The organism is Gemmata sp. SH-PL17 (assembly GCF_001610855.1).
Classification (GTDB): domain Bacteria; phylum Planctomycetota; class Planctomycetia; order Gemmatales; family Gemmataceae; genus Gemmata; species Gemmata massiliana.
In genome coordinates this window covers 3,279,215-3,296,753 of record NZ_CP011271.1, presented here as the reverse complement: position 1 = coordinate 3,296,753, position 17,539 = coordinate 3,279,215, and the positions used below count along the sequence as shown (strand labels likewise).

At 65.5% G+C, this 17,539-nt stretch carries 19 protein-coding genes and 1 tRNA gene; 3 read left to right on the top strand and 17 right to left on the bottom strand.

Going from position 1 to position 17,539, the window contains the following annotated elements; genetic code table 11:
* Window positions 1-14 precede the first annotated feature (14 nt).
* On the top strand, window positions 15-956 hold the full coding sequence (gene cysK / locus VT84_RS13770; RefSeq protein WP_082839961.1) for a cysteine synthase A: 942 nt from the start codon (window positions 15-17) through the stop codon (window positions 954-956).
* A gap of 154 nt (window positions 957-1,110) precedes the next feature.
* Here the strand turns inward: cysK and VT84_RS13765 are convergent, their stop codons facing one another.
* Window positions 1,111-3,699 (bottom strand): PAS domain S-box protein, encoded by a 2,589-nt coding sequence (locus VT84_RS13765; RefSeq protein WP_082839960.1) that lies wholly within the window; start codon window positions 3,697-3,699, stop codon window positions 1,111-1,113.
* 393 nt (window positions 3,700-4,092) lie between these two features.
* Between VT84_RS13765 and VT84_RS13760 the strand changes: the two genes are divergently transcribed.
* Window positions 4,093-5,988, top strand: a complete 1,896-nt coding sequence (locus VT84_RS13760) for a matrixin family metalloprotease (protein ID WP_082839959.1) — start codon at window positions 4,093-4,095, stop codon at window positions 5,986-5,988.
* Window positions 5,989-6,082: 94 nt separating this feature from the next.
* The gene (locus VT84_RS13755) at window positions 6,083-8,860 is read left to right on the top strand and encodes a serine/threonine-protein kinase (protein ID WP_082839958.1); all 2,778 of its coding nucleotides are present in this window, start codon (window positions 6,083-6,085) and stop codon (window positions 8,858-8,860) included.
* A 28-nt stretch (window positions 8,861-8,888) separates the two neighbouring features.
* On the opposite strand, the gene VT84_RS13750 is transcribed toward VT84_RS13755, so the two are convergent.
* From VT84_RS13750 to VT84_RS13690, 16 genes are all read right to left on the bottom strand, one after another.
* Window positions 8,889-9,377, bottom strand: a complete 489-nt coding sequence (locus VT84_RS13750; RefSeq protein ID WP_052558147.1) for a hypothetical protein — start codon at window positions 9,375-9,377, stop codon at window positions 8,889-8,891.
* Between the two features lie 509 nt (window positions 9,378-9,886).
* The gene (gene rpsU / locus VT84_RS13745; RefSeq protein WP_052558149.1) at window positions 9,887-10,105 is read right to left on the bottom strand and encodes a 30S ribosomal protein S21; all 219 of its coding nucleotides are present in this window, start codon (window positions 10,103-10,105) and stop codon (window positions 9,887-9,889) included.
* 528 nt (window positions 10,106-10,633) lie between these two features.
* Complete coding sequence (locus tag VT84_RS13740; protein ID WP_082839957.1) at window positions 10,634-10,864, bottom strand: hypothetical protein; 231 nt, start codon at window positions 10,862-10,864, stop codon at window positions 10,634-10,636.
* Window positions 10,857-11,252 (bottom strand): hypothetical protein, encoded by a 396-nt coding sequence (locus tag VT84_RS13735; RefSeq protein ID WP_082839956.1) that lies wholly within the window; start codon window positions 11,250-11,252, stop codon window positions 10,857-10,859. The genes VT84_RS13740 and VT84_RS13735 overlap by 8 nt, the downstream gene beginning before the upstream one ends.
* A gap of 8 nt (window positions 11,253-11,260) precedes the next feature.
* Window positions 11,261-11,581, bottom strand: a complete 321-nt coding sequence (locus VT84_RS13730) for a hypothetical protein (RefSeq protein WP_082839955.1) — start codon at window positions 11,579-11,581, stop codon at window positions 11,261-11,263.
* Between the two features lie 25 nt (window positions 11,582-11,606).
* Window positions 11,607-11,695 (bottom strand) — tRNA-Leu (locus VT84_RS38505).
* Window positions 11,696-11,734: 39 nt separating this feature from the next.
* Window positions 11,735-12,154 carry a hypothetical protein gene (locus VT84_RS13725; protein WP_082839954.1) on the bottom strand — a complete coding sequence of 140 codons (420 nt, stop codon included), beginning with the start codon at window positions 12,152-12,154 and terminating at the stop codon, window positions 11,735-11,737.
* A gap of 30 nt (window positions 12,155-12,184) precedes the next feature.
* On the bottom strand, window positions 12,185-12,787 hold the full coding sequence (locus VT84_RS13720; RefSeq protein WP_082839953.1) for a hypothetical protein: 603 nt from the start codon (window positions 12,785-12,787) through the stop codon (window positions 12,185-12,187).
* Entirely contained in the window at window positions 12,784-14,307 is a 1,524-nt protein-coding gene (locus tag VT84_RS13715) for a hypothetical protein (protein ID WP_082839952.1), read from the bottom strand. Before VT84_RS13715 ends, VT84_RS13720 begins: the two co-directional genes overlap by 4 nt.
* Window positions 14,308-14,487 carry a hypothetical protein gene (locus tag VT84_RS13710; protein ID WP_082839951.1) on the bottom strand — a complete coding sequence of 60 codons (180 nt, stop codon included), beginning with the start codon at window positions 14,485-14,487 and terminating at the stop codon, window positions 14,308-14,310.
* Entirely contained in the window at window positions 14,484-14,627 is a 144-nt protein-coding gene (locus VT84_RS38500) for a hypothetical protein (RefSeq protein ID WP_157469490.1), read from the bottom strand. Before VT84_RS38500 ends, VT84_RS13710 begins: the two co-directional genes overlap by 4 nt.
* Window positions 14,624-15,478: a matrixin family metalloprotease gene (locus tag VT84_RS13705; RefSeq protein ID WP_162271695.1), complete on the bottom strand. Its 855-nt coding sequence runs from the start codon at window positions 15,476-15,478 to the stop codon at window positions 14,624-14,626. Before VT84_RS13705 ends, VT84_RS38500 begins: the two co-directional genes overlap by 4 nt.
* Window positions 15,479-15,547: 69 nt before the next feature.
* Window positions 15,548-15,694: a hypothetical protein gene (locus VT84_RS38495; protein WP_157469489.1), complete on the bottom strand. Its 147-nt coding sequence runs from the start codon at window positions 15,692-15,694 to the stop codon at window positions 15,548-15,550.
* Window positions 15,695-15,766: 72 nt separating this feature from the next.
* The gene (locus tag VT84_RS13700; RefSeq protein ID WP_082839949.1) at window positions 15,767-16,357 is read right to left on the bottom strand and encodes a hypothetical protein; all 591 of its coding nucleotides are present in this window, start codon (window positions 16,355-16,357) and stop codon (window positions 15,767-15,769) included.
* A gap of 149 nt (window positions 16,358-16,506) precedes the next feature.
* Window positions 16,507-16,947 (bottom strand): hypothetical protein, encoded by a 441-nt coding sequence (locus VT84_RS13695; protein WP_082839948.1) that lies wholly within the window; start codon window positions 16,945-16,947, stop codon window positions 16,507-16,509.
* A 26-nt stretch (window positions 16,948-16,973) separates the two neighbouring features.
* Window positions 16,974-17,306: a hypothetical protein gene (locus tag VT84_RS13690; protein WP_082839947.1), complete on the bottom strand. Its 333-nt coding sequence runs from the start codon at window positions 17,304-17,306 to the stop codon at window positions 16,974-16,976.
* Window positions 17,307-17,539: the final 233 nt, after the last annotated feature.

Below are 17,539 nucleotides of genomic sequence, written 5' to 3'. Positions count from 1 at the left end.
GGCGGAGACGGGCGATGCCACGCGGGAAGACGTTCGACACGATCACCGCCGCCGTCGGGGACACCCCGATGGTGCGCATCAACCGTCTCGTTCCGTCGGGCCACGCCACCGTGTTCGCGAAGTGCGAGTTCGTCCACCCACTAAGTAGTGTGAAGGACCGCATCGGGGTGGCGATGATCGAGGCCGGCGAGCGCGCCGGAGTCGTGACCGCCGACACACACATCATCGAGCCGACCAGCGGCAACACCGGAATCGCGCTGGCGTTCGTGTGCGCTGCAAAGGGCTACCGGCTGACACTCGCGATGCCCGAATCGATGTCCGCGGAGCGCCGCGCGCTCCTGCGGGCGCTGGGCGCCCATCTGGTACTTACGCCAGCAGCCGATGGTATGCGCGGAGCGATCGCGCGGGCCAACGAGCTGGTCGCCCGGACGCCCGGTGCCTGGATGCCGCAGCAGTTCGAGAACCCGGCGAACCCGGCCGTTCACGAAGCGACCACCGGGCCGGAAATCTGGACCGATAGCGGGCACGACATCGACGCCATCGTCGCGGGCGTCGGCACCGGCGGCACCATCACCGGCGTGACGCGCTTCGTGCGCCGGTCCAACCCGAACTTCAAAGCGATTGCGGTGGAACCGGTTCACTCACCGGTCCTGAGTGGCGGCGCGCCCGGACCGCACAAGATCCAGGGCATCGGCCCCGGCTTCGTGCCCCCGAACCTCGACCGGAAGCTGGTGAATGAGGTCGTGACGGTGACCAACGACGAGGCGTTCGAGTGGGCGCGCCGGCTCGCGAAAGAAGAAGGGTTGATGGTCGGAATCAGCAGCGGGGCGAATATGTGCGCTGCTGCTCGGGTCGCGGCGCGCCCGGAGTTCCGCGGGAAGCGGATCGTCACGATCATGAACAGCCTGGGCGAACGCTACCTGTCCACGCCGCTGTTCGAGGGTTTTGGCGGGTGATGCCGCCCACGATGTGCAGTCGGTGGAGCAGCCTCTTGCGCCTGAAAGCGTTCTCCCAGAGCAGAGCACTCCGTTCACCCCAATCGGCCCGCGCCAACAAGCATCCAACTGATGCCCGTGTCGATCCCCTCTTGAACTCTGCTCGTGTGCCAAATCAGGCACGGATGATCGCCGCCGGTGGGGGGCAGTGAGACGAATTTACTGCGGACTTCGGTTCGCAGTGAACGAGCCGGAGTGCCTTGTTCAGCGCCTCGAACAGATCCCCCGGTGGGAACGGCTTCGCCAGGAACACGGAGTTCGCAACCGGTTCGACGCGCTCGGACTCCGCGGCGTACCCCGACATAATGACCACCGCGATGTTCGGGCGGAGAACACGCATCCGGGCGGCCAGTTCGCGCCCGTCGATGCCCGGCATCGTCACGTCGGTCACGATCGCGTCGAAATGAGTGCCCTTGTTCGCGAGTTCCAGTGCAGCCTCGCCGTTCTCGGCCTCATGGACCTCGTGCCCCTGGGTCCGGAGCGCGAGCCGCGCGAACTGCCGAACGGCGTCCTGGTCTTCCACGAGGAGCACCGAGACCCCGCGGCCCGTGCGCCCCGAGAGCGATCGCGGGGCCGGGGTCCGCCCCAGCGTCGAGGCGTTCCCCTCCCACCAGGGGAGCTCCACCCGGAACGTGGTCCCGGCTCCGGGGGCCGACTCGACCCCGATCCGACCCCCGGCCTGCTCCACGATCCCGAACACCGTCGCCAGCCCCAACCCGGTTCCTTTGTCCGGTCCTTTGGTGGTGAAGAACGGCTCGAAGATCTGGCCCTTCACCTCGTCCGTCATGCCCGTTCCGGTGTCGGCGACTGTGAGCCGCGCGAACCGCGGTTCGCCGAGTTTACGTTCGAGCGCCACGGTGCCCACGGTGAGCGTCCCGCCCCCGGGCATCGCGTCCCGCGCGTTCACGGCGAGGTTCAGAATCACTTGTTCCAAGTGACTGCGGTCGGCCCGGACCGTAACGGGTACCGGGGCGAGTGCGGTTTCGACCGTGATGCGCTCCCCGAGCAACCGGCGCAGCAGCCCGGAAACGGTCGTTACGACCTCGTTCAGATCGAGTATCTCGACGCGCACCGGCTGGCGCCGACTGAACATCAGGAGCTGGCGCACCAGAGCCGTCGCACGATCGGCCGCGAGCAGGAGGTCGTCGAACAGCGCGGACGCGGCGGCGTCCTCGGACGGGGAGCGGAGCAGTTCCGCGTTCCCGCGAATGATGGTGAGGAGGTTATTGAAGTCGTGCGCGACGCCGCCCGCGAGCCGCCCCACGGCCTCCATCTTCTGTGATTGCCGGAGCTGCTCTTCCAGGCGCTTTCGGTCGGTGATGTCCTGGTACACGCCGAGCACCCCGACCACCTGACCGCGCGAGTCCCGCAACGGTACCTTGCTGGTCAGAAGTGTGGCGCGGGTGCCATCCGGGCGCGTTTGGAACTCTTCGAGATTGAGGATCGGCTGCCCGCTCTCCATAACCTGCTGGTCGCAGTCCCGGAAGAACGTGGCCTCCGACGGGACGTTCGTGAGGTCGAAGTCGTTCCGCCCCACGAGTTGCTCGGGAGCTTCGGCCCCGTGGTCGCGCGCGACCTGGTCGTTGCACCCGATGTACACCAGATCGCGGTTCTTCCAGAACACCCCACAGGGAATGTGGGTAATGACCGTGCGGAGGATGTCCTCGCGCTCGCGCAGGGCCTGCTCCGCGCGGCGCCGGCGGGTCACGTCCCGGATCAGCGCCAGGTGCAACCGGCGCCCGCCGGTCTCGATGACCGTGTACCGGACCTCGACGGCGATCGCCGCCCCGTCCCGGCGCCGGTAAATGCTCTCCGACGTGCTCGTTTCCCCCGGCCCCAGATCCGCGGCCGGTTTCATCCCCAGGTCGGCCAGGGCCAGGGCCATTAGCTCCTCGCGCGCGTGCCCGAGGGTGTGGCACGCCTGATGATTGGCGTCGACGACGCGCCCGCCCCGGTCGAGCACCAGGATCGCGTCGGCCGCCTGCTCGAACAGCCCGCGGAACCGCCCCTCGCTCTCGCGCAGGGCCTGCTCCGCGCGCCGGCGCTCGGTCGTTTCGCGGATCACGGCCACCGAGTGCGTGTGCCGGCCCTCGGCATCGGACACCGGAACGATCTGCCACTCGGCCCACACCCGCGTGCCGTCCTTTCGGCGCCCCGGTAGCTCGACGCGCACCGGTTTGGTGCTCCGGACCGCTTCGCGGATCGCTGCCAGCCCGTCCGCTTCGTCCGCAAGAACGCTGGGGCTGAGCCCGACGGCCTCATCGCACGAGTACCCAGTCAATCGCGCGAAGGCCGCGTTCGAGTACACGACCTGCACCCCGTCGTGCTCGTCCGTGGTCGCGATCACCACCCCGTCCCCGCACGCGCCGAGAGCAACATCTAGTAGCTGTGGGTCCGTGCCCACTTCGGTAACCGGCGCGGGCGGGACCGGCGGCACGTGGAACCACAAACGCGCGACTACAACCCACGCGAGCGCGGCCCCGAACCCGACCGTACCGGTTACGAACCGGGCGCCGATCAGCGGCGCGAGTGCGTGCCCCGCGGCCCCCAGCCCGACCGCACCGAACAGCGCGGCCAGTGCACGAGCCGGAACAGGGCGCCGGTGTTGCAGGAGAACAAACAAGGTGCCGGTGAGGGCGGCTAGGGCGAGCAGACCATCTGTGACGGGAGCAATTGTGGTAAGTGAGGTTAGGGCGCTGGGCATCGCGGGAACTCGTGGGCGCGGCGGGCGTAGCGCGTTCCCGAACTATAGAGGTGCGGGCGAGCACGCGGAGAGCATCACCTTATTCTTAGCTCACGCGGCGACTCCGCGCCGCCCGCGTGGAAACGAAAAGTGAACGTTGTAAATTCCGCGCTCGCCCTAAACGTGCCGCACGGCACACCGATAGAAGAGCCGTTCGCCGGGGGCGCGATTTCTATCCCCGTGCGCGACGGTTCGTCTCACACGGAGACAATATTTTGTACGCGGACAGCACTTTGGGGAATTCTTACGATCTTGCACACTTCTTCCACTGGAGCGGTCTATCCTCAATTCGTGTGACTCCGCTGTTTGGTTCGTTTCTCCAGCGAATCGTTCGCCCTGTCAGCGAGACCAAAGATGCGTTCGCCCCGCCGCTTCGGCGCGTTTGAGCAACTCGAAGACCGTTCACTCCCCAGCTCGTTCGGTGTCGCCTGGGCCGATCCCGGCCACATGACACTGAGTTTCGTGCCCGACGGCACGGCCACCCCCACCGGACCGAGTAGCCTGTTCGCGTCCCTCACCGCGGCCGGTACGACCACCGCATGGGAGCGCGAGATCCTCCGCGCGTTCCAAACATGGGCCGTGAACGCCAACATCAACATCGGACTCGTCGCAGACGGGGGACAAGCGCTCGGCACGGTCGGCGCGGTCCAGGGCGACGCCCGGTTCGGTGACATCCGCATCGCCGCGGCCCCGATCTCGGCCGACGAAGCCGCGGCCGCGTCCCCGTTCAGTTGGACCGGCACCACGTTCGCGGGTGATGTGACATTCAGCAACGCGGTCCCGTACCGAATCGGTAACGTTGCCAGCGCCTACGACATATTCTCTGTCGCGCTGCACGAAGCCGGGCACACACTCGGACTGGACCACTCGACCGCACCGGGATCGGCCACGAACGCGACATACGCCTACCATGCCCAATTGACCGCGAGCGACATTGCCGCGCTCCGGGCGCTGTACGGCGCCCGGTTGCCCGACGAGTTCGACCTACTGGGGCCGAACGACACGCGCGCCACCGCGAGTGCAATGGTGAAGGACGCGACCGTCGGGGCCTACGTCGCCGACGGTGACCTGACCACGCTCGGCGACGTGGACGGCTACAAGTTCAAGGCCGGGGCGCTGACGACGATCACGCTCCAAGCCAAGGGGCTTAGTCTCCTCCAGGCCCGGGTGAGCGTGTACGACTCCACCGGGAAGCTCGTCGCGAGCGCGGCGGCCCAGGACTCGTTCAACAACGACATCACCCTCAACCTCGCGCTCGCCAACGGCGCCACGTACTTCATCAAGGTCGAAAGCGCGACCTCCGACGTGTTCGGGATCGGCAGCTACCGGTTGACCGCGGATCCAAACAACAAAGCCGCCAAACCGCTCCGAACCCCGCCGGTTCTGGACGCGCACACGAACGACACTCTTGCAACGGCGCTCAACCTCACAACCGACAAGCGCCTCGCGATCGTGGGCACGGGGCAGTTCGACGTTCAGTACCGCGGGTCGATCGAGGACGCGACCGACTCCGATTTCTACAAGATTTACTCCCCCGCAACGGCGAGCGGGACCGCGACCTTAAACGTAGTTGTCTGGTCCACGGACGGGGCACTGAACCCGCGCGTGCGGGTGTTCGATGCACGGGGTAATGCGATCGCGTTCCAGGTGCTCGCGAACAGCGCGGGCATCATGAGCATCGCGATCCCGAACGCCCCCGCGGACGCGAAATACATCGTCCAGATATCGGCGCGCTCCCCGGGCGGCGCGAACAACACCGGCGGTTACTATTTCGGCGCCGATTTCAACCAATCAATGACCGCAGCCGCACAAGAAATCGGCGGCGGCGCGCTCAGTTCGTCCGCGACCACGAGCACCGCCACACTCGTCGTGACTGATGGCGGTATCTTCCAGTTCGCACTGTTTTCCGAAGCGCTTGCCGCGGGCGCGGGCGGAGCGAAACTGACCGCGACCGACGCCACCGGGAAAGTGATCTTCGTTCTCGATGCCGAATCCGGTCAGCCCGCGGTCACGGCGGTTCAGTACCTCGCGGCCGGAGCCTATACGTTCAAGTACGTGTACCACTCAGTAACTGGGAAAACGGTTGCCCCAATCCGGTACCACCTGGCACTGTTGGAATTAACGGAGGGGATCGGCACATACGCACCGCCGCTGATCGCACCACCGCCCCCGCCCGCGCCGACGTACAGTCCGACGATCTACATCGCGCCGTCACTGCCAGCCCCAATGGGTCTCTGGTACTTCTTCTAAACCGCAATGAAAGTGCTCCGGGCGCTCACGTGCGTTCCGGAGCGTGCTCGGGCCGAGCTGACAAGAGTATCCCGCATCCCCTCCCCGAACCACCATGCCCACTTCACCTTCCGTCATCCCGACCGTTGATTTGAACGACCGTGATAGCGCGGAGAGTTTGTCCGCGTGGGTCCAGGCCGAAGCCAGGTTCCCCAGAGCGGGCGACGAGTACCTCGGGTTCCGCATCGAAAAGGAGTTGGGGCGCGGTGCGTTCGGTCGGGTGTACCTGGCGCGCCAGGGGGATCTGGCCGGGCGCCCGGTCGCGCTCAAGGTGGCGTGCGACGTCGGGGGCGAGTCACGGACGCTGGCTCAGATGCAGCACACGAACATCGTCCCGGTGTACTCGTTCCACCGGGACGGATCGCTCCAGGCCGCGTGCATGCCTTACTACGGCTGCACGACACTCGCCGGTGTCATCGGTAGCCTCCGCGGGCGCGAGAGCCTCCCGAGTTCCGGGCGCGAGCTCCGGAGCACGATCGCCCAGCGCGGCGAACTCACCACACCGTCGGCCGGGTCCGCACCCTCCCGAGTTGATTCTGCTCTCACACCGGGTGTGCTCCCTTCTTTGCCACCTGCCCCAACGGTGCCGCTCGAACACAGCTCCGACGGCTGGGCGCGGCTCGAAGGGCTGTCGTTCGTTGAAGCGGTCCTCTGTCTCGCCGAGCAACTGGCCGACGGGCTCGCACACGCCCATAATCGGGGCATCTTGCACCGCGACCTGAAACCGGCGAACGTGCTGCTCACGGACGAGGGGCGCCCGATGCTCCTCGACTTCAACCTCGCCGAAGACACCAAAACCCGCGACGGGGCCGAGCGCGCCGCCATCGGTGGTACGCTCCCCTACATGGCACCCGAGCAAATGCGAGCGTTCCGAGACAAGGCCGGTACTCTCGACGGCCGGTGCGACATCTACGCCCTCGGCGTCATTCTGTTCGAGTTGCTCACCGGACAGCACCCGTTCCCGGTCCGGCGCAGCCTCGGGCGGTCCGTGGTGGCTCCGATGCTCGCCGACCGCGAGAAGGCCCCGCCCTCGCCCCGCGCGCTCAATCGTTCCGTGTCCCCGGCCGTTGACGCGATCGTGCGAAAATGTCTCGCGCCGAACGCCGCCGAGCGCTACCAGCGCGCGGAAGACTTACGGGAAGACATCGAGCGGCACCTGAGTAACCGCGCGCTGCGCTTCGCCCCGAACGTGTCCGTGCGCGAGCGGGTACAAAAATGGGCGCGCCGGAACCCGCGGTTGGCGTCTTCCGGTACGGTCGGCGCCGGCGCCGCGGTGGTGCTCGCGTGCCTCGGGGCGAGCTTCGCGTACTCGTGGGATCAGAGTCAGAACGATCGCGCGCGGGCGCTCTTCGCGGACCACCGCACCGATTTCGCGGGCGCTCAACTCTTCCTCGACGACCGGAACCAGTCGCGCCCGCGGTTGGACGAAGCGGACGCCAAGCTCCAAGCGGTGCTCGCACGGTACGACGTGCCCGAAGACGCGGAAGCTTGGGCCACAACCGCGAAGGTGCAACGCCTGCCCGAAACGGACCGCACGCGATTGATGGGCGACGTCGGGGAAACGTTCTACCTCATGGCGCAGGTCGCGTACCTCCGGGCTATGGGATCGGACGATCCACCCGCGCGAACGGAAAACCTGGACCGGGCCGCGAAGTGGAACGAGGCCGCGGCCCGGTTTGCCGGCGACCGGTTGCCCCACGCGGTCCGCGAACAGCGCGCTGCAATTACGGACTTACGCGGTAGTCGCGCAGAAGCCGAAGCGCTCCGTGCTGAAGCACTTAAAGCGTCGCTGGAATCGGCGCGCGACCTCTACCTGTTGGGTGCGGTGCTCACGCAACAGGGCCGGCACCGCGAAGCACTTCCGCACTTGCGGAAATCGACCTTCCTCGACCCGAAAAATTTCTCCGCGTGGTTCGTGCGCGGAACGGTTCACCTGGCGCTCGACCACGACGCCGATGCGGTCGCGTGCTTCACCGCGTGCCTCGCGCTGCGCGACGATTTCGCCCCCGCTTGGCGCAATCGCGGGCTGGCGCTGGCCCGGGGCCGGGCGTTCAAGAACGCACGCGACGATTTCACGCGCGCCATCACACTCGACCCGGTCCCGGCCGAGGTGTACGTCCAGCGGTCAACGATTTACGACCTGGAAGGCAACCTCGAAGCGGCCGAAACCGATCTCACCCGCGCACTCGATGCGGGCGGGGCGCCGGTACAAATCCACCTCCTGCGGTCATCCATTCGCCAGCGCCGGAATAATCTCTCGGGCGCCCAAGCGGACCGCGAAGAGGGGCTACGGCTCACGCCCGCCGACGAACTCAGTTGGGTCGCACGCGGAACGGAACGGCTCGCCGACGATGTGAAGGGCGCTCTCGCGGACACCGAGGAAGCACTGAAGATCAACCCGTTCTCGATGACCGCGCTTCAGTTGAAGGCGCACATTCTCGGCGAGCGCCTGAACAAACCGGACGAGGCACTGCAGGTGCTCAATCGGGCGGTCGAACTGCACCCGGACCACGTGCCGACGCGGGCCGGGCGCGGGGTCGAACTCGCCCGGCGCGGGAAACGCGACGAGGCCCTGAGAGACGCTCGCGAATCCCTACTCCGCGACACGCGCCCGGCGAACCTGTATCAGGTCGGGTGCATCTACGCGCTCACCGCGAAGTCGCACCACGAGGACAAAAAAGAGGCCCTTCACCTGCTCTGGTCCGCGCTCAAGACCGGGTTCGGCCTCGACATGGTCGATACGGACGCGGACCTCGACCCGATCCGGAAAGACCCCGAGTTCACGAAAATGGTCGCGGCCGCCCGCGCGCGCCTCGCGACCAAGCGCGATTGACGGTCACGAGGCGCGATCTCGCTCGGCACTACGCCGCTTCGTCTTTCCGCACGGGAAGTATGATGGGCGCCTCGCACCACGCGATAACCGCGTCCAGTTCCCGGATTCCTTCCGATAAATCCGCCACCGGCACCCGCGTTACCAGCTCCTTCCCCACACGAATCGCGATCCGATCCGCGAGCCGGTAAACCTTGAGCAGCAGCGCGGACGGGTTCCCGCTCTCCGCGCGCCGCAACACGGCCCGGAGGGTGCGGCACCAGATCGCCAGTCGGTCGGGGACGTTCTGCGTCGGTTCGGGCAACTGGGCGTTGCGGTATTCGGCGGTAAACTCGCGCAACGCGGCCCGGAACGCCTCGAACGACTTCTGGCGCACCTGGAGTTCGGCTGCGGACGCGGCGCTCTTCGCGGGGTCGTCGCGGTGGTTCTCCCACCGGGCCTGGAGGTCGAGAACCCGGACCAGGGCCGTTGCTTGTTGCGAAGTGAGCTTCTCAGCGGCGCTCTCGCTCATCTGCGGCATTTTGGGGCTTTCGCACAGGAGTAGGCGGTCTTACGGATCTCATCGGTCCGATCCGTTCGGGGGTTCATAGCGAAGCGCGCGAAGAAGGGGAAGACGGGTTGGCGCGGCGGCACATTCGGCCCGTATTTGCGGCAAAAGGTTCCGGTTCGATCGCCTCTCCTACACATCGCGGTAAGTGTTACAACCGGCCCGAGCACTTCCCGTAACCGTTCCGACCACAAAAGCGAGGAAATCGCGTATCGTCACTCCCGGTCACCACAATTCGGGTATTGGCACGCGGTCTGCTTTACTTTGATTCGTCGAACAACAAGTTGGGCCAGTTCCCCCGGCCCGCTCCCCCTACCCCACTCCCCGTCCCCAACCCTATCCACGAGAGCCGGCGACTTGGTCGCCGGCTTCAACTTTTTCCCGACCACCAAACTAGAAACTGTGCAACACATGCTCCAAAACAAACGCGGCCCGCTCCGAATTCGGGGCGGGCCGCGTTCGTTCACTGATCTCGGTCGCGTTTAGTATGACCGTTCCTTGGTCGGCGGCTTTCCGAGAGCCGCCTTCTTAATCGCGCTGCGCCGCTTGGCCTCTTTACGGCTCCGAGCTTCGCACGGCTTCTCGTAGTACTCGTGAGCGCGTAGTTCGCGCTTCAGCCCGCTCCGCTCGACCAACTTCTTGAACCGCCGAAGGGCCGCCCCAATCGGCTCCCGGTCGTGAACCCGCATGCGCAATCCCATTCTGCCTCCCGGATAATGTGACAACGAGAAATTATACGAGCGCCGGCCCAATGAGCCAGACGAATTACTCTGAGACCGAGGTGGCGGAATTGGCAGACACACTAGATTCAGCTTCTGCGCTCGAAAGGGAACAGGTTCTAATCACAATAAGGGCATTGAATTGGCATTTTGTCCACCAAAAAGGGCAGCGAATCGGGCTACATGACACGCAGACGACCAAAGCCTAGATGGTCCAGCGACGAGAAAATGCTGAAAAATTCTAGCAGAAATGAAAAAAGCCCACCGGATTTACCCGATGGGCTAAAGGTGCCGAGGAGAGGACTTGAACCTCCACGCCCTTGCGAGCGCTAGAACCTGAATATGGCAACATAGAAGATTTATGTATTTTACTAGCAATAACTTGCGACCGGCTTTCGATTGCGCTGGCGGAATGCTGGCGGGATTTTGCCCCGCACATCCCCCGACCCCACGTGTCCTCTCCCGCCGTGCGGGCGCCTCACACGAGGCTTGCCGGCGGAGGCGGGGTGATCACTCACCGGGCGGGCGGTAGATGCGCAGCGGTGGCGTCTCGCTGTCGCGCGAAGGCGACCAATGTTTTCGCGTGTCGCTTGCGGTTCTCGCGTCGATGACCGCAGTAACGGCTTCTTTGTGCCCGGGTGGTACAAACGGCAGCACCACCGCATCCTCTTCGTGAAGCGACTTACCGCAGTGTGGGCACGTCTCGAACACCATCGCCAGCTCCGTTTCCGTGTCACTCACCGGGTTGCCTCCGGTTCGCCATCGTGATTCGCACCACACCGGTCGTGCTGCTGAACCGCGGGTAGTCCCGCAGGTCGAGCTCGAACCGGTACGTTTGCGGTCCCCAATTCGTCTGGTGCTCGGGGTCGAACCGCCATTCGCGCATCACCAGTTCGTTGCGGTCGAGCCACCAGCGCCCGTGATAGATGACGTTGCCGTGCCCCTCAAGCGTTTCCGCGTACTCGCCGTCAGCACCCACCCACAGCGTGCCGCGACTGTCGCCCCACGTGAAGTCCCAGCGCCCGACGAGCATCTCTTCGGTGAGGTGCTTGGGGCGCGGGGGAACGGGTGCGGCGCTGGTGGGCGCCCACCCGACGAGGAGCAGCAGAGCGGCAACGGTGCGGGTCATGGCGTGGCTCACAGGGTGTCGCGGATTTGTTCCTTCTCAACCAGCGTGAGCGCCGGCGCGGGTTGGCTGAACTTCATCGCCCGCCAGAACTCCGGTGCGCGCCGCACCGCGATTCGCTCCGCGACCGCGAGTTGGGCGCGCTTGCGGAACTGGAACCACCACGTCTGGTCCCGCGCCGCCTGGAATAGCGCCGCCATGCCCGCGGGCGGGTCGATGGCTTCGATGTTGCTCTGGGGCGGGGTGAGCCGGTTCAGCAGGTCGTCGAGCAACTTCTGCAACAGCGGTCCGAAGAACTGGAGCAGCAGCGTAATCAGTGCGGACCAACTCATGTGAGCCTTTCGTTTGGGGAGTCAGTACCTGGGGTCGGACTCGAACCGACAGTTTCCCCGCGGGGGGACAAGCGTTTCTAAGACGCTCCGCTTTACCATTTAGCGAACCCAGGCAAGTGCCCGCGGCGCATGGACGCCGACGGGCGAATGTGGCTAGCGAATCACACTGCGCTGGAACGAGAACGACCGCTGGCGCTGGGGCTGAAGCAATTCCTTCAGTTTCACCCTTTGTTGTTGCTGTTGCTTCAGCAGAAACAGTTTCTGCTGAAGCACAACCGCCGGGGGCTGTGCGATGACCACGGGTGCGGCTTGCACCACGACCGGCGCCTGTTGCACGACGACGGGGGCCGCTTGCACTACTACGGCCTGCTGCTGTACGACCTGCACCTGGGGCGCGCCCGGCACGACGAACAGCGCGGTCGGCACCGCGACCACTTGGGCCTGAACGACCGGGGCCTGCTGCTGATAGAAGTTCGCGCCACCGGGAATCGTCAGGACCGGGGATGCGCTGCACTGCGCGAGTGAAACGGAAGCGGTCGCCAGAACCGCTGCCAAAGCAATCAGAGTCTTCATTCGATCTCTCCAGAAACGGGGTTAGAAACGTCACCAGTTGAACGCGGCCTGCTCGTCCTTCGAGAGCTTGCCGTTTTTGGGCATCGAGCCGTCTTGCACGGCCTGTTTGACCGCGCGCTTTTCGGCCCCGTTCAGGGGCTTCAGCGCGGCCGCGTCGTCGTCGTTGAACAGGATGAAGCTACCGCCCTTCGCCTCGGATTTCCCGGGCGTGTGGCACGCGGCGCACTTCGCCTTCGCGACGGTGAACAGGTCGGCTTTCTTCTGCGCCTGCGGGAGCGGGGCTTCGAGCTTGATCGCGATCGCGCGGAGCAATTCGTTACTCTCGCGCTGGAGAACGAGCCGCTCCTCTTCGATCTCCAGGAGCCGCTTCGCGTCGGCCGCGGACATGCCACCTTGCTGGCCGAGCAGTTGGAGCGGCACCCCGCCGTAGGCCGGTACGGAGTACGATTGCACCGGGGGCATGGACGCGATCGCCGCAGTGCCGGCCACAAAGAGTGCAATCGCGATTGCGACCCGGCCCGAACGTACCACGTGCTGTCTGGGCAAGTCCCGCAGCAACAAACTCCCGATCCCTCCGCAGGCACCGAGTGCCAGCGCAGTAGCCGCGCACATTACGACGCCGTCACTGTTCACGGGGTGGCTCCTCCCAGAATCAACATGAGCACGGGGAACCGCTCCTCGAAGTGCTCCCGGCGGATCGGGGGCGGCTCGTCAATCAGGTAGCCCACGAGCACCGGGTCAACGACCTTCTTGACTCGCGCGTAGCCCCTCAGTCTGGAAAGCAAAACGTCCACAGTGACCCCGCATTCGGCTGCGGCGCGCTCGAGGGTAACGGGGTCGTCGAGGTATCGCGCCCACTGGCGTTCGTATCCCTTGCCCAGCGCCGCGGGTTTGAGCCCCGAAACCTGTTCGACTGCGTCCGCGTAGTCGCCACTGTCGCGCTTGTAAGCCTTCTCGAGCGGACCGAGGTACACGCTCTCCAGTCGCTTCGCTTTGAGCGGGTCAACAGCCACCGCTGCCAGTGACACACCCGTCTGCGGGTCGTACAGCTTCCGCGCATAGTCCCTCATCGGCTTGAGGCCCGCGTCCTGGTGGCAGGCGACGCACGAGTACCCGACGTGCACGCGGCGGTCGTTGTTTGTTGAGCGCCCGTCCGATGCGATCGTGTCCGGGGCCGTGTCGACCTGATTCCCCTTCGCGTCGCTCAAATAGAACCCGGGCAGCCCGTTGGGGAGCGTGAACACGATCTCCTCGGCGTCGTGCTGGTAGTCTTCGAGCAGGTTCGCGACCGCGTTCCTCTTGTCGGCGCTATTGTTCGCGTCGCGGCTCTCCCACCACGAGCCGGTGAGGGTCGCGTACCGGAACACCTGCCGGTTGTTCGGCGAGACATTGGACACGGGCACAATGGCGGCGAGTTCGCGGTACAGTTCCTCTGCCTTTTTGCGGTCGAGTGCGGCGAGCTTTTCCGCGTCCGCCCGCTTCGTGAACCCGAGCCAGTCGTAATACCCGTGGCCCTTGCGCTCCGCCTGCGCGCCGGTCCTGAACAGGAACTCGTCGGCGCGCACGATGGGGGTTGCGGAACCGGTGAGCGAGACCAGTTCCGTCATCTCCTTCACCGGGAGCCACGGCGCGGGAATGAAGTCCTCTTTCGCAGGGGTCGCGGCGCCCGGTTCGGTGTACTCCTCGTTCGCCTGGTACGAGCGGCCGTACTGATCGTACTTCGTGACCTGCCGCGTCTTCGTCACGGGAACTGCGGCAACGGCTGCCGTCTGGACCTTGATTGCGAAGTAGTGGTTCGCCCGCTTCAATTCGTCCCAGACCTTCGCGTCCCAGCGGTAATCCACTAGGTCCACCGCCCACAGCCACTCGGTTACTTTTCGCGCAGCAGTAAGCTTGGATTCCCGGGACAAACCGTTGATGTGGTAGCTCAGGACCGCATAAAGTTCGCGCCGCTCGACCGCGGGAAGGTGCGCCGCGGACAGGTACCGGGTGCGCGCGGCTACCTCAACGGGCAGCGCCTTCGCGTCAGCGTGGGCAGCGCTGACGATCTCAGTGAACCCGATGGGCGCGGCATCTTTCGGCGCGGGGGCGCTCTCGGCAGCCGTGCCCACCAACGCGCAGGCGAGAATCAGCGGTAACGCTGCGTATCGCACTCACTCACCCTTGTCTTCAAGTTTCTTCGCCACGGCACCATTCGTAGCGCTCGCGACCTTGTCTGTCTCGCGAACGGTTGTTGCCGTCACCTCGCGGCGCGAGAACGGGTAGTCGAACCCCGTCGCGAGTGAGGCATCCGGAACGGGAAACGGAGACGGCTTACCGTTGGCTTTGCTCATGGCTGCTCCAATCCGGTACGTGTCGGGGTGCCGCCGAACCCGGTGGCACCCCGTTGGGCGAGGGTGAATGCCCCGGCGACAACCGCCGCGAGCGCCGCCCCGGCGACAACCGCAATCAGTAACGCTTTCAGGTCGCTCATGGCTTGGTCACCGTGAAGCCGGCTTTCTTGAGGGAGTCGATGACGTCCGTGGTCTTCGCCTGCACCGGGAAACTGAGCACGTCCACGGGACCGGTCGGAGCGGCAATCCGCTTCTTGTAGCCCAGTGCAATCATCCGGGAGTAGTCACGGGCCTGCTCGCGCGGCAGGGAGGCAGAGTACACCGGGCGCATCACGGCCGGCGCGGTCGGGTCGTCGTGCCCGAGCCCGAGCACGTGCCCGATTTCGTGGCACGCGACCGTCGGCAGCGAGAGCAACCCGGACGCGGGCGGGCCCACGGTCCACCGCTCGGACGAGTCGTAGCGCTGGCTCTTCGGGTTGAGCGTCCCGTCCGCGAGGTAGCTTTCCGCGAGCACCCCGTTCGGACCGTCCATCTTCTCGAAGCGAATGGTAACGAGTGCGGCGCTCGGGTCGGTCACCTCCTGTGGCTCGATGTCGAGCCCCTCCGCCCACCAGTTCCACGCCTGTTTGAACGCAGCCGAAACCATGTCGTTACTGAGTGCCGGGCGGAGTTGCGGCACGGTGGAGTAGTCGACCCAATAGGTGATGTTCTTCGTGGGCCACGGGCGCCCGCTCGCCTCGATGTGCGCCAGCCCGTGCGCCTCGGTGCCGTGGTACCGCGCGCCCTCGTAGTTAATGGGCACGTCCGGCTGTTCCCCGACGAACGGGGCGGGAACTTGGGTCACGGGCGGGGGCGGGACCGGTTGCCCGTTGCGCACGGCTTGTATCGCGCTCGTGAACCATCCCAGGAGCATCATCGCACCCACGACGTAGGCGCGGTTCCGCGCGAACCACGTCGGCGCGGCGGTATCGGTTGGGTTCGTATCGGGCATTGAAGGTCCGTCCGTATGCGTGTGTGTGAACATCGCAATTCCATCACGCTCACGGGGAACATGCCCGGCTTACAACTCCCAGGCGCTCGCGTGGTATCCCGCATTCTTGAACTTGTTGACCACCGACTCGGCCTCACTTCGGGACTCGCAGAACTTGAACTGCATCTTGTCGTTCGCGCTCTTGCGGAACTGCACCATCCAATGCTCGCGACGCATATTTTGTGGCTCCAAGTGATGAACGGTCTGCGACATATTTACTCCTCTGTGCATGTACCATCGTCATTCGCCTCACGCGGTCTTGCGCGCGTCCGCGATGCGCCAATGAACTTCCTCCCAGAACATCCCCCACCGCCGCGCCAACCACACCGCGACGAACCGCTCGGCGTCGCCCTTCGTCGCGAACAGCTTCGGGCGCCCGACGGGCTTGCCGTTAACTCGCAACCGGCTCTCGACGGGCGTGAGCGGGCGCCAGCCGTGTTTGCACCGGCGTTCGCGCACGTTGACCTTTGCCCCGCCCTCGTAGACCCACAGGTTCCACCCGCGGTCCTCCTTGTTCCACGCGGCTTCGGCGAGCGGTCCCGGCGCCGCCATCCGGCGCACGATGGCGCGCCGCCACTGGTCCCCGAACCGGTCCATGTACCAGCGGATCACCCGCGCCGCGCACTCCCGCGGGTTCGGGCAAATGGACCCGGGAATGCGCATCAGGTGCCCGCCCACGCGCACCTTCGCGACGTACTTCACCGCGCGCCGCCCGTCGTGGCGCGCCTCCGGGTGCGTCTCGTAAACGTTGCGGTAGCCCGACGCTGCGCGCCGGCTCCGGAGCAGGTCGATACAATCGTTAGTGACGATGAAATCTGTTACAGAGATAGGCGCGACCATTTATTGCCCCCTTCCCCACCGCGGTGTACGGTGGAAGTGGGAGCGGCGCTGAGCGGCGCGGTTTCCGGAAGTGGCGGGCGGCGAGATGAGGGTCTCGCCGCCCGCGTTCGTTGCCAGCGCGTGGGGGCAGCGCCGGTAACGTGGTAGGCTCAGTTATTCACTTCGGCAGGGGAACTTGTCGGCGGCCTCAGCATCGCGTGGATTGCCGGACCGACCACGGACCAGTCGACCATCGGGCGGTTCCCGGCCTTCCGGCTCTCCCGCAGCGGACACCCGAACGCGGCATCGTCCACGTAGACGTGGGCGTATGCTTTGGGCGATTGTGTCCAAGACGCTTGTCCCGGGTTGCCGTTCACCCCGTAAAACTCCACCCCGTTTCTCCGGCAGAACTCGACGGCTTCCGTGAGCACCGGGCCGTTTTCGCGCGAACCGTCCGCGGACCGTCCGTCACTGCGCATCGTCCAGAGGATCAGTTTGGCGCCCGCGTCCTGCCAGCGTTTCATCCACTCGAACGCACCGGGAACGGGCGCGCCGATGTCGGGGAACTCGTGCTCCGCTATCGTCCCGTCGAAGTCGATGGCAATAATCATTTGTTGATTTGTTCTTTGAAATGGGGTCACGGGTTACCGCTTCGGTACGAAGCGTAGACCCGCAGGCGCCGCTTGTCGTCAAACGGTGCCTGGACCAGCGTCACATCGAGCAGGTACTGCGCCCCGTTCCGCAATGTGCCCGTCACCGTGCTCTCAATCGTGCCCCGGTAATCGCCGTTTGAATCGGCAACGTAGTCCAAGGTGCCCGTAACCGGCGTTCCCGAGACCGTGACCGCGGTTCCGCCCGCGTCCAACAGCGCGTAGCCCACCGTTGCGGCGTTCAGGTACGTGCCGTCACCGGTCGCGCCTTCCCACGCAACAACGTGGTCACTGCCGATGAAAATCACGTTGGCTGCCATGCCCCGATAATGAGGCAAGCCGGGGGAACTGGCGTCAGCACGCCTCGATGGACACGGTGCCGCCCACGCGCGCACTCACCGTCACCGTGCCGCACACCGTGCCCCCGCGAGAACGACCAGACAAAAACAAAAGTAAGAGCATGGTTCAGCCCCCGCGTGAATTACCTTGCACCGCTCGGCGCGATATGGTCTAATCGGCATCGCCTGTACAACCGTTACTCCGGAGCACGCCC

Excerpts from the sequence above, each read along its gene's own strand:
- cysK (WP_082839961.1), top strand. The coding sequence starts at position 15 with ATGCCACGCGGGAAGACGTTCGACACGATCACCGCCGCCGTCGGGGAC.
- VT84_RS13765 (WP_082839960.1), bottom strand. The coding sequence starts at position 3,699 with ATGCCCAGCGCCCTAACCTCACTTACCACAATTGCTCCCGTCACAGAT.
- VT84_RS13760 (WP_082839959.1), top strand. The coding sequence starts at position 4,093 with ATGCGTTCGCCCCGCCGCTTCGGCGCGTTTGAGCAACTCGAAGACCGT.
- VT84_RS13755 (WP_082839958.1), top strand. The coding sequence starts at position 6,083 with ATGCCCACTTCACCTTCCGTCATCCCGACCGTTGATTTGAACGACCGT.
- VT84_RS13750 (WP_052558147.1), bottom strand. The coding sequence starts at position 9,377 with ATGCCGCAGATGAGCGAGAGCGCCGCTGAGAAGCTCACTTCGCAACAA.
- rpsU (WP_052558149.1), bottom strand. The coding sequence starts at position 10,105 with ATGGGATTGCGCATGCGGGTTCACGACCGGGAGCCGATTGGGGCGGCC.
- VT84_RS13735 (WP_082839956.1), bottom strand. The coding sequence starts at position 11,252 with ATGACCCGCACCGTTGCCGCTCTGCTGCTCCTCGTCGGGTGGGCGCCC.
- VT84_RS13730 (WP_082839955.1), bottom strand. The coding sequence starts at position 11,581 with ATGAGTTGGTCCGCACTGATTACGCTGCTGCTCCAGTTCTTCGGACCG.
- VT84_RS13725 (WP_082839954.1), bottom strand. The coding sequence starts at position 12,154 with ATGAAGACTCTGATTGCTTTGGCAGCGGTTCTGGCGACCGCTTCCGTT.
- VT84_RS13710 (WP_082839951.1), bottom strand. The coding sequence starts at position 14,487 with ATGAGCAAAGCCAACGGTAAGCCGTCTCCGTTTCCCGTTCCGGATGCC.
- VT84_RS38500 (WP_157469490.1), bottom strand. The coding sequence starts at position 14,627 with ATGAGCGACCTGAAAGCGTTACTGATTGCGGTTGTCGCCGGGGCGGCG.
- VT84_RS13705 (WP_162271695.1), bottom strand. The coding sequence starts at position 15,478 with ATGCCCGATACGAACCCAACCGATACCGCCGCGCCGACGTGGTTCGCG.
- VT84_RS38495 (WP_157469489.1), bottom strand. The coding sequence starts at position 15,694 with ATGCGTCGCGAGCATTGGATGGTGCAGTTCCGCAAGAGCGCGAACGAC.
- VT84_RS13700 (WP_082839949.1), bottom strand. The coding sequence starts at position 16,357 with ATGGTCGCGCCTATCTCTGTAACAGATTTCATCGTCACTAACGATTGT.
- VT84_RS13695 (WP_082839948.1), bottom strand. The coding sequence starts at position 16,947 with ATGATTATTGCCATCGACTTCGACGGGACGATAGCGGAGCACGAGTTC.
- VT84_RS13690 (WP_082839947.1), bottom strand. The coding sequence starts at position 17,306 with ATGGCAGCCAACGTGATTTTCATCGGCAGTGACCACGTTGTTGCGTGG.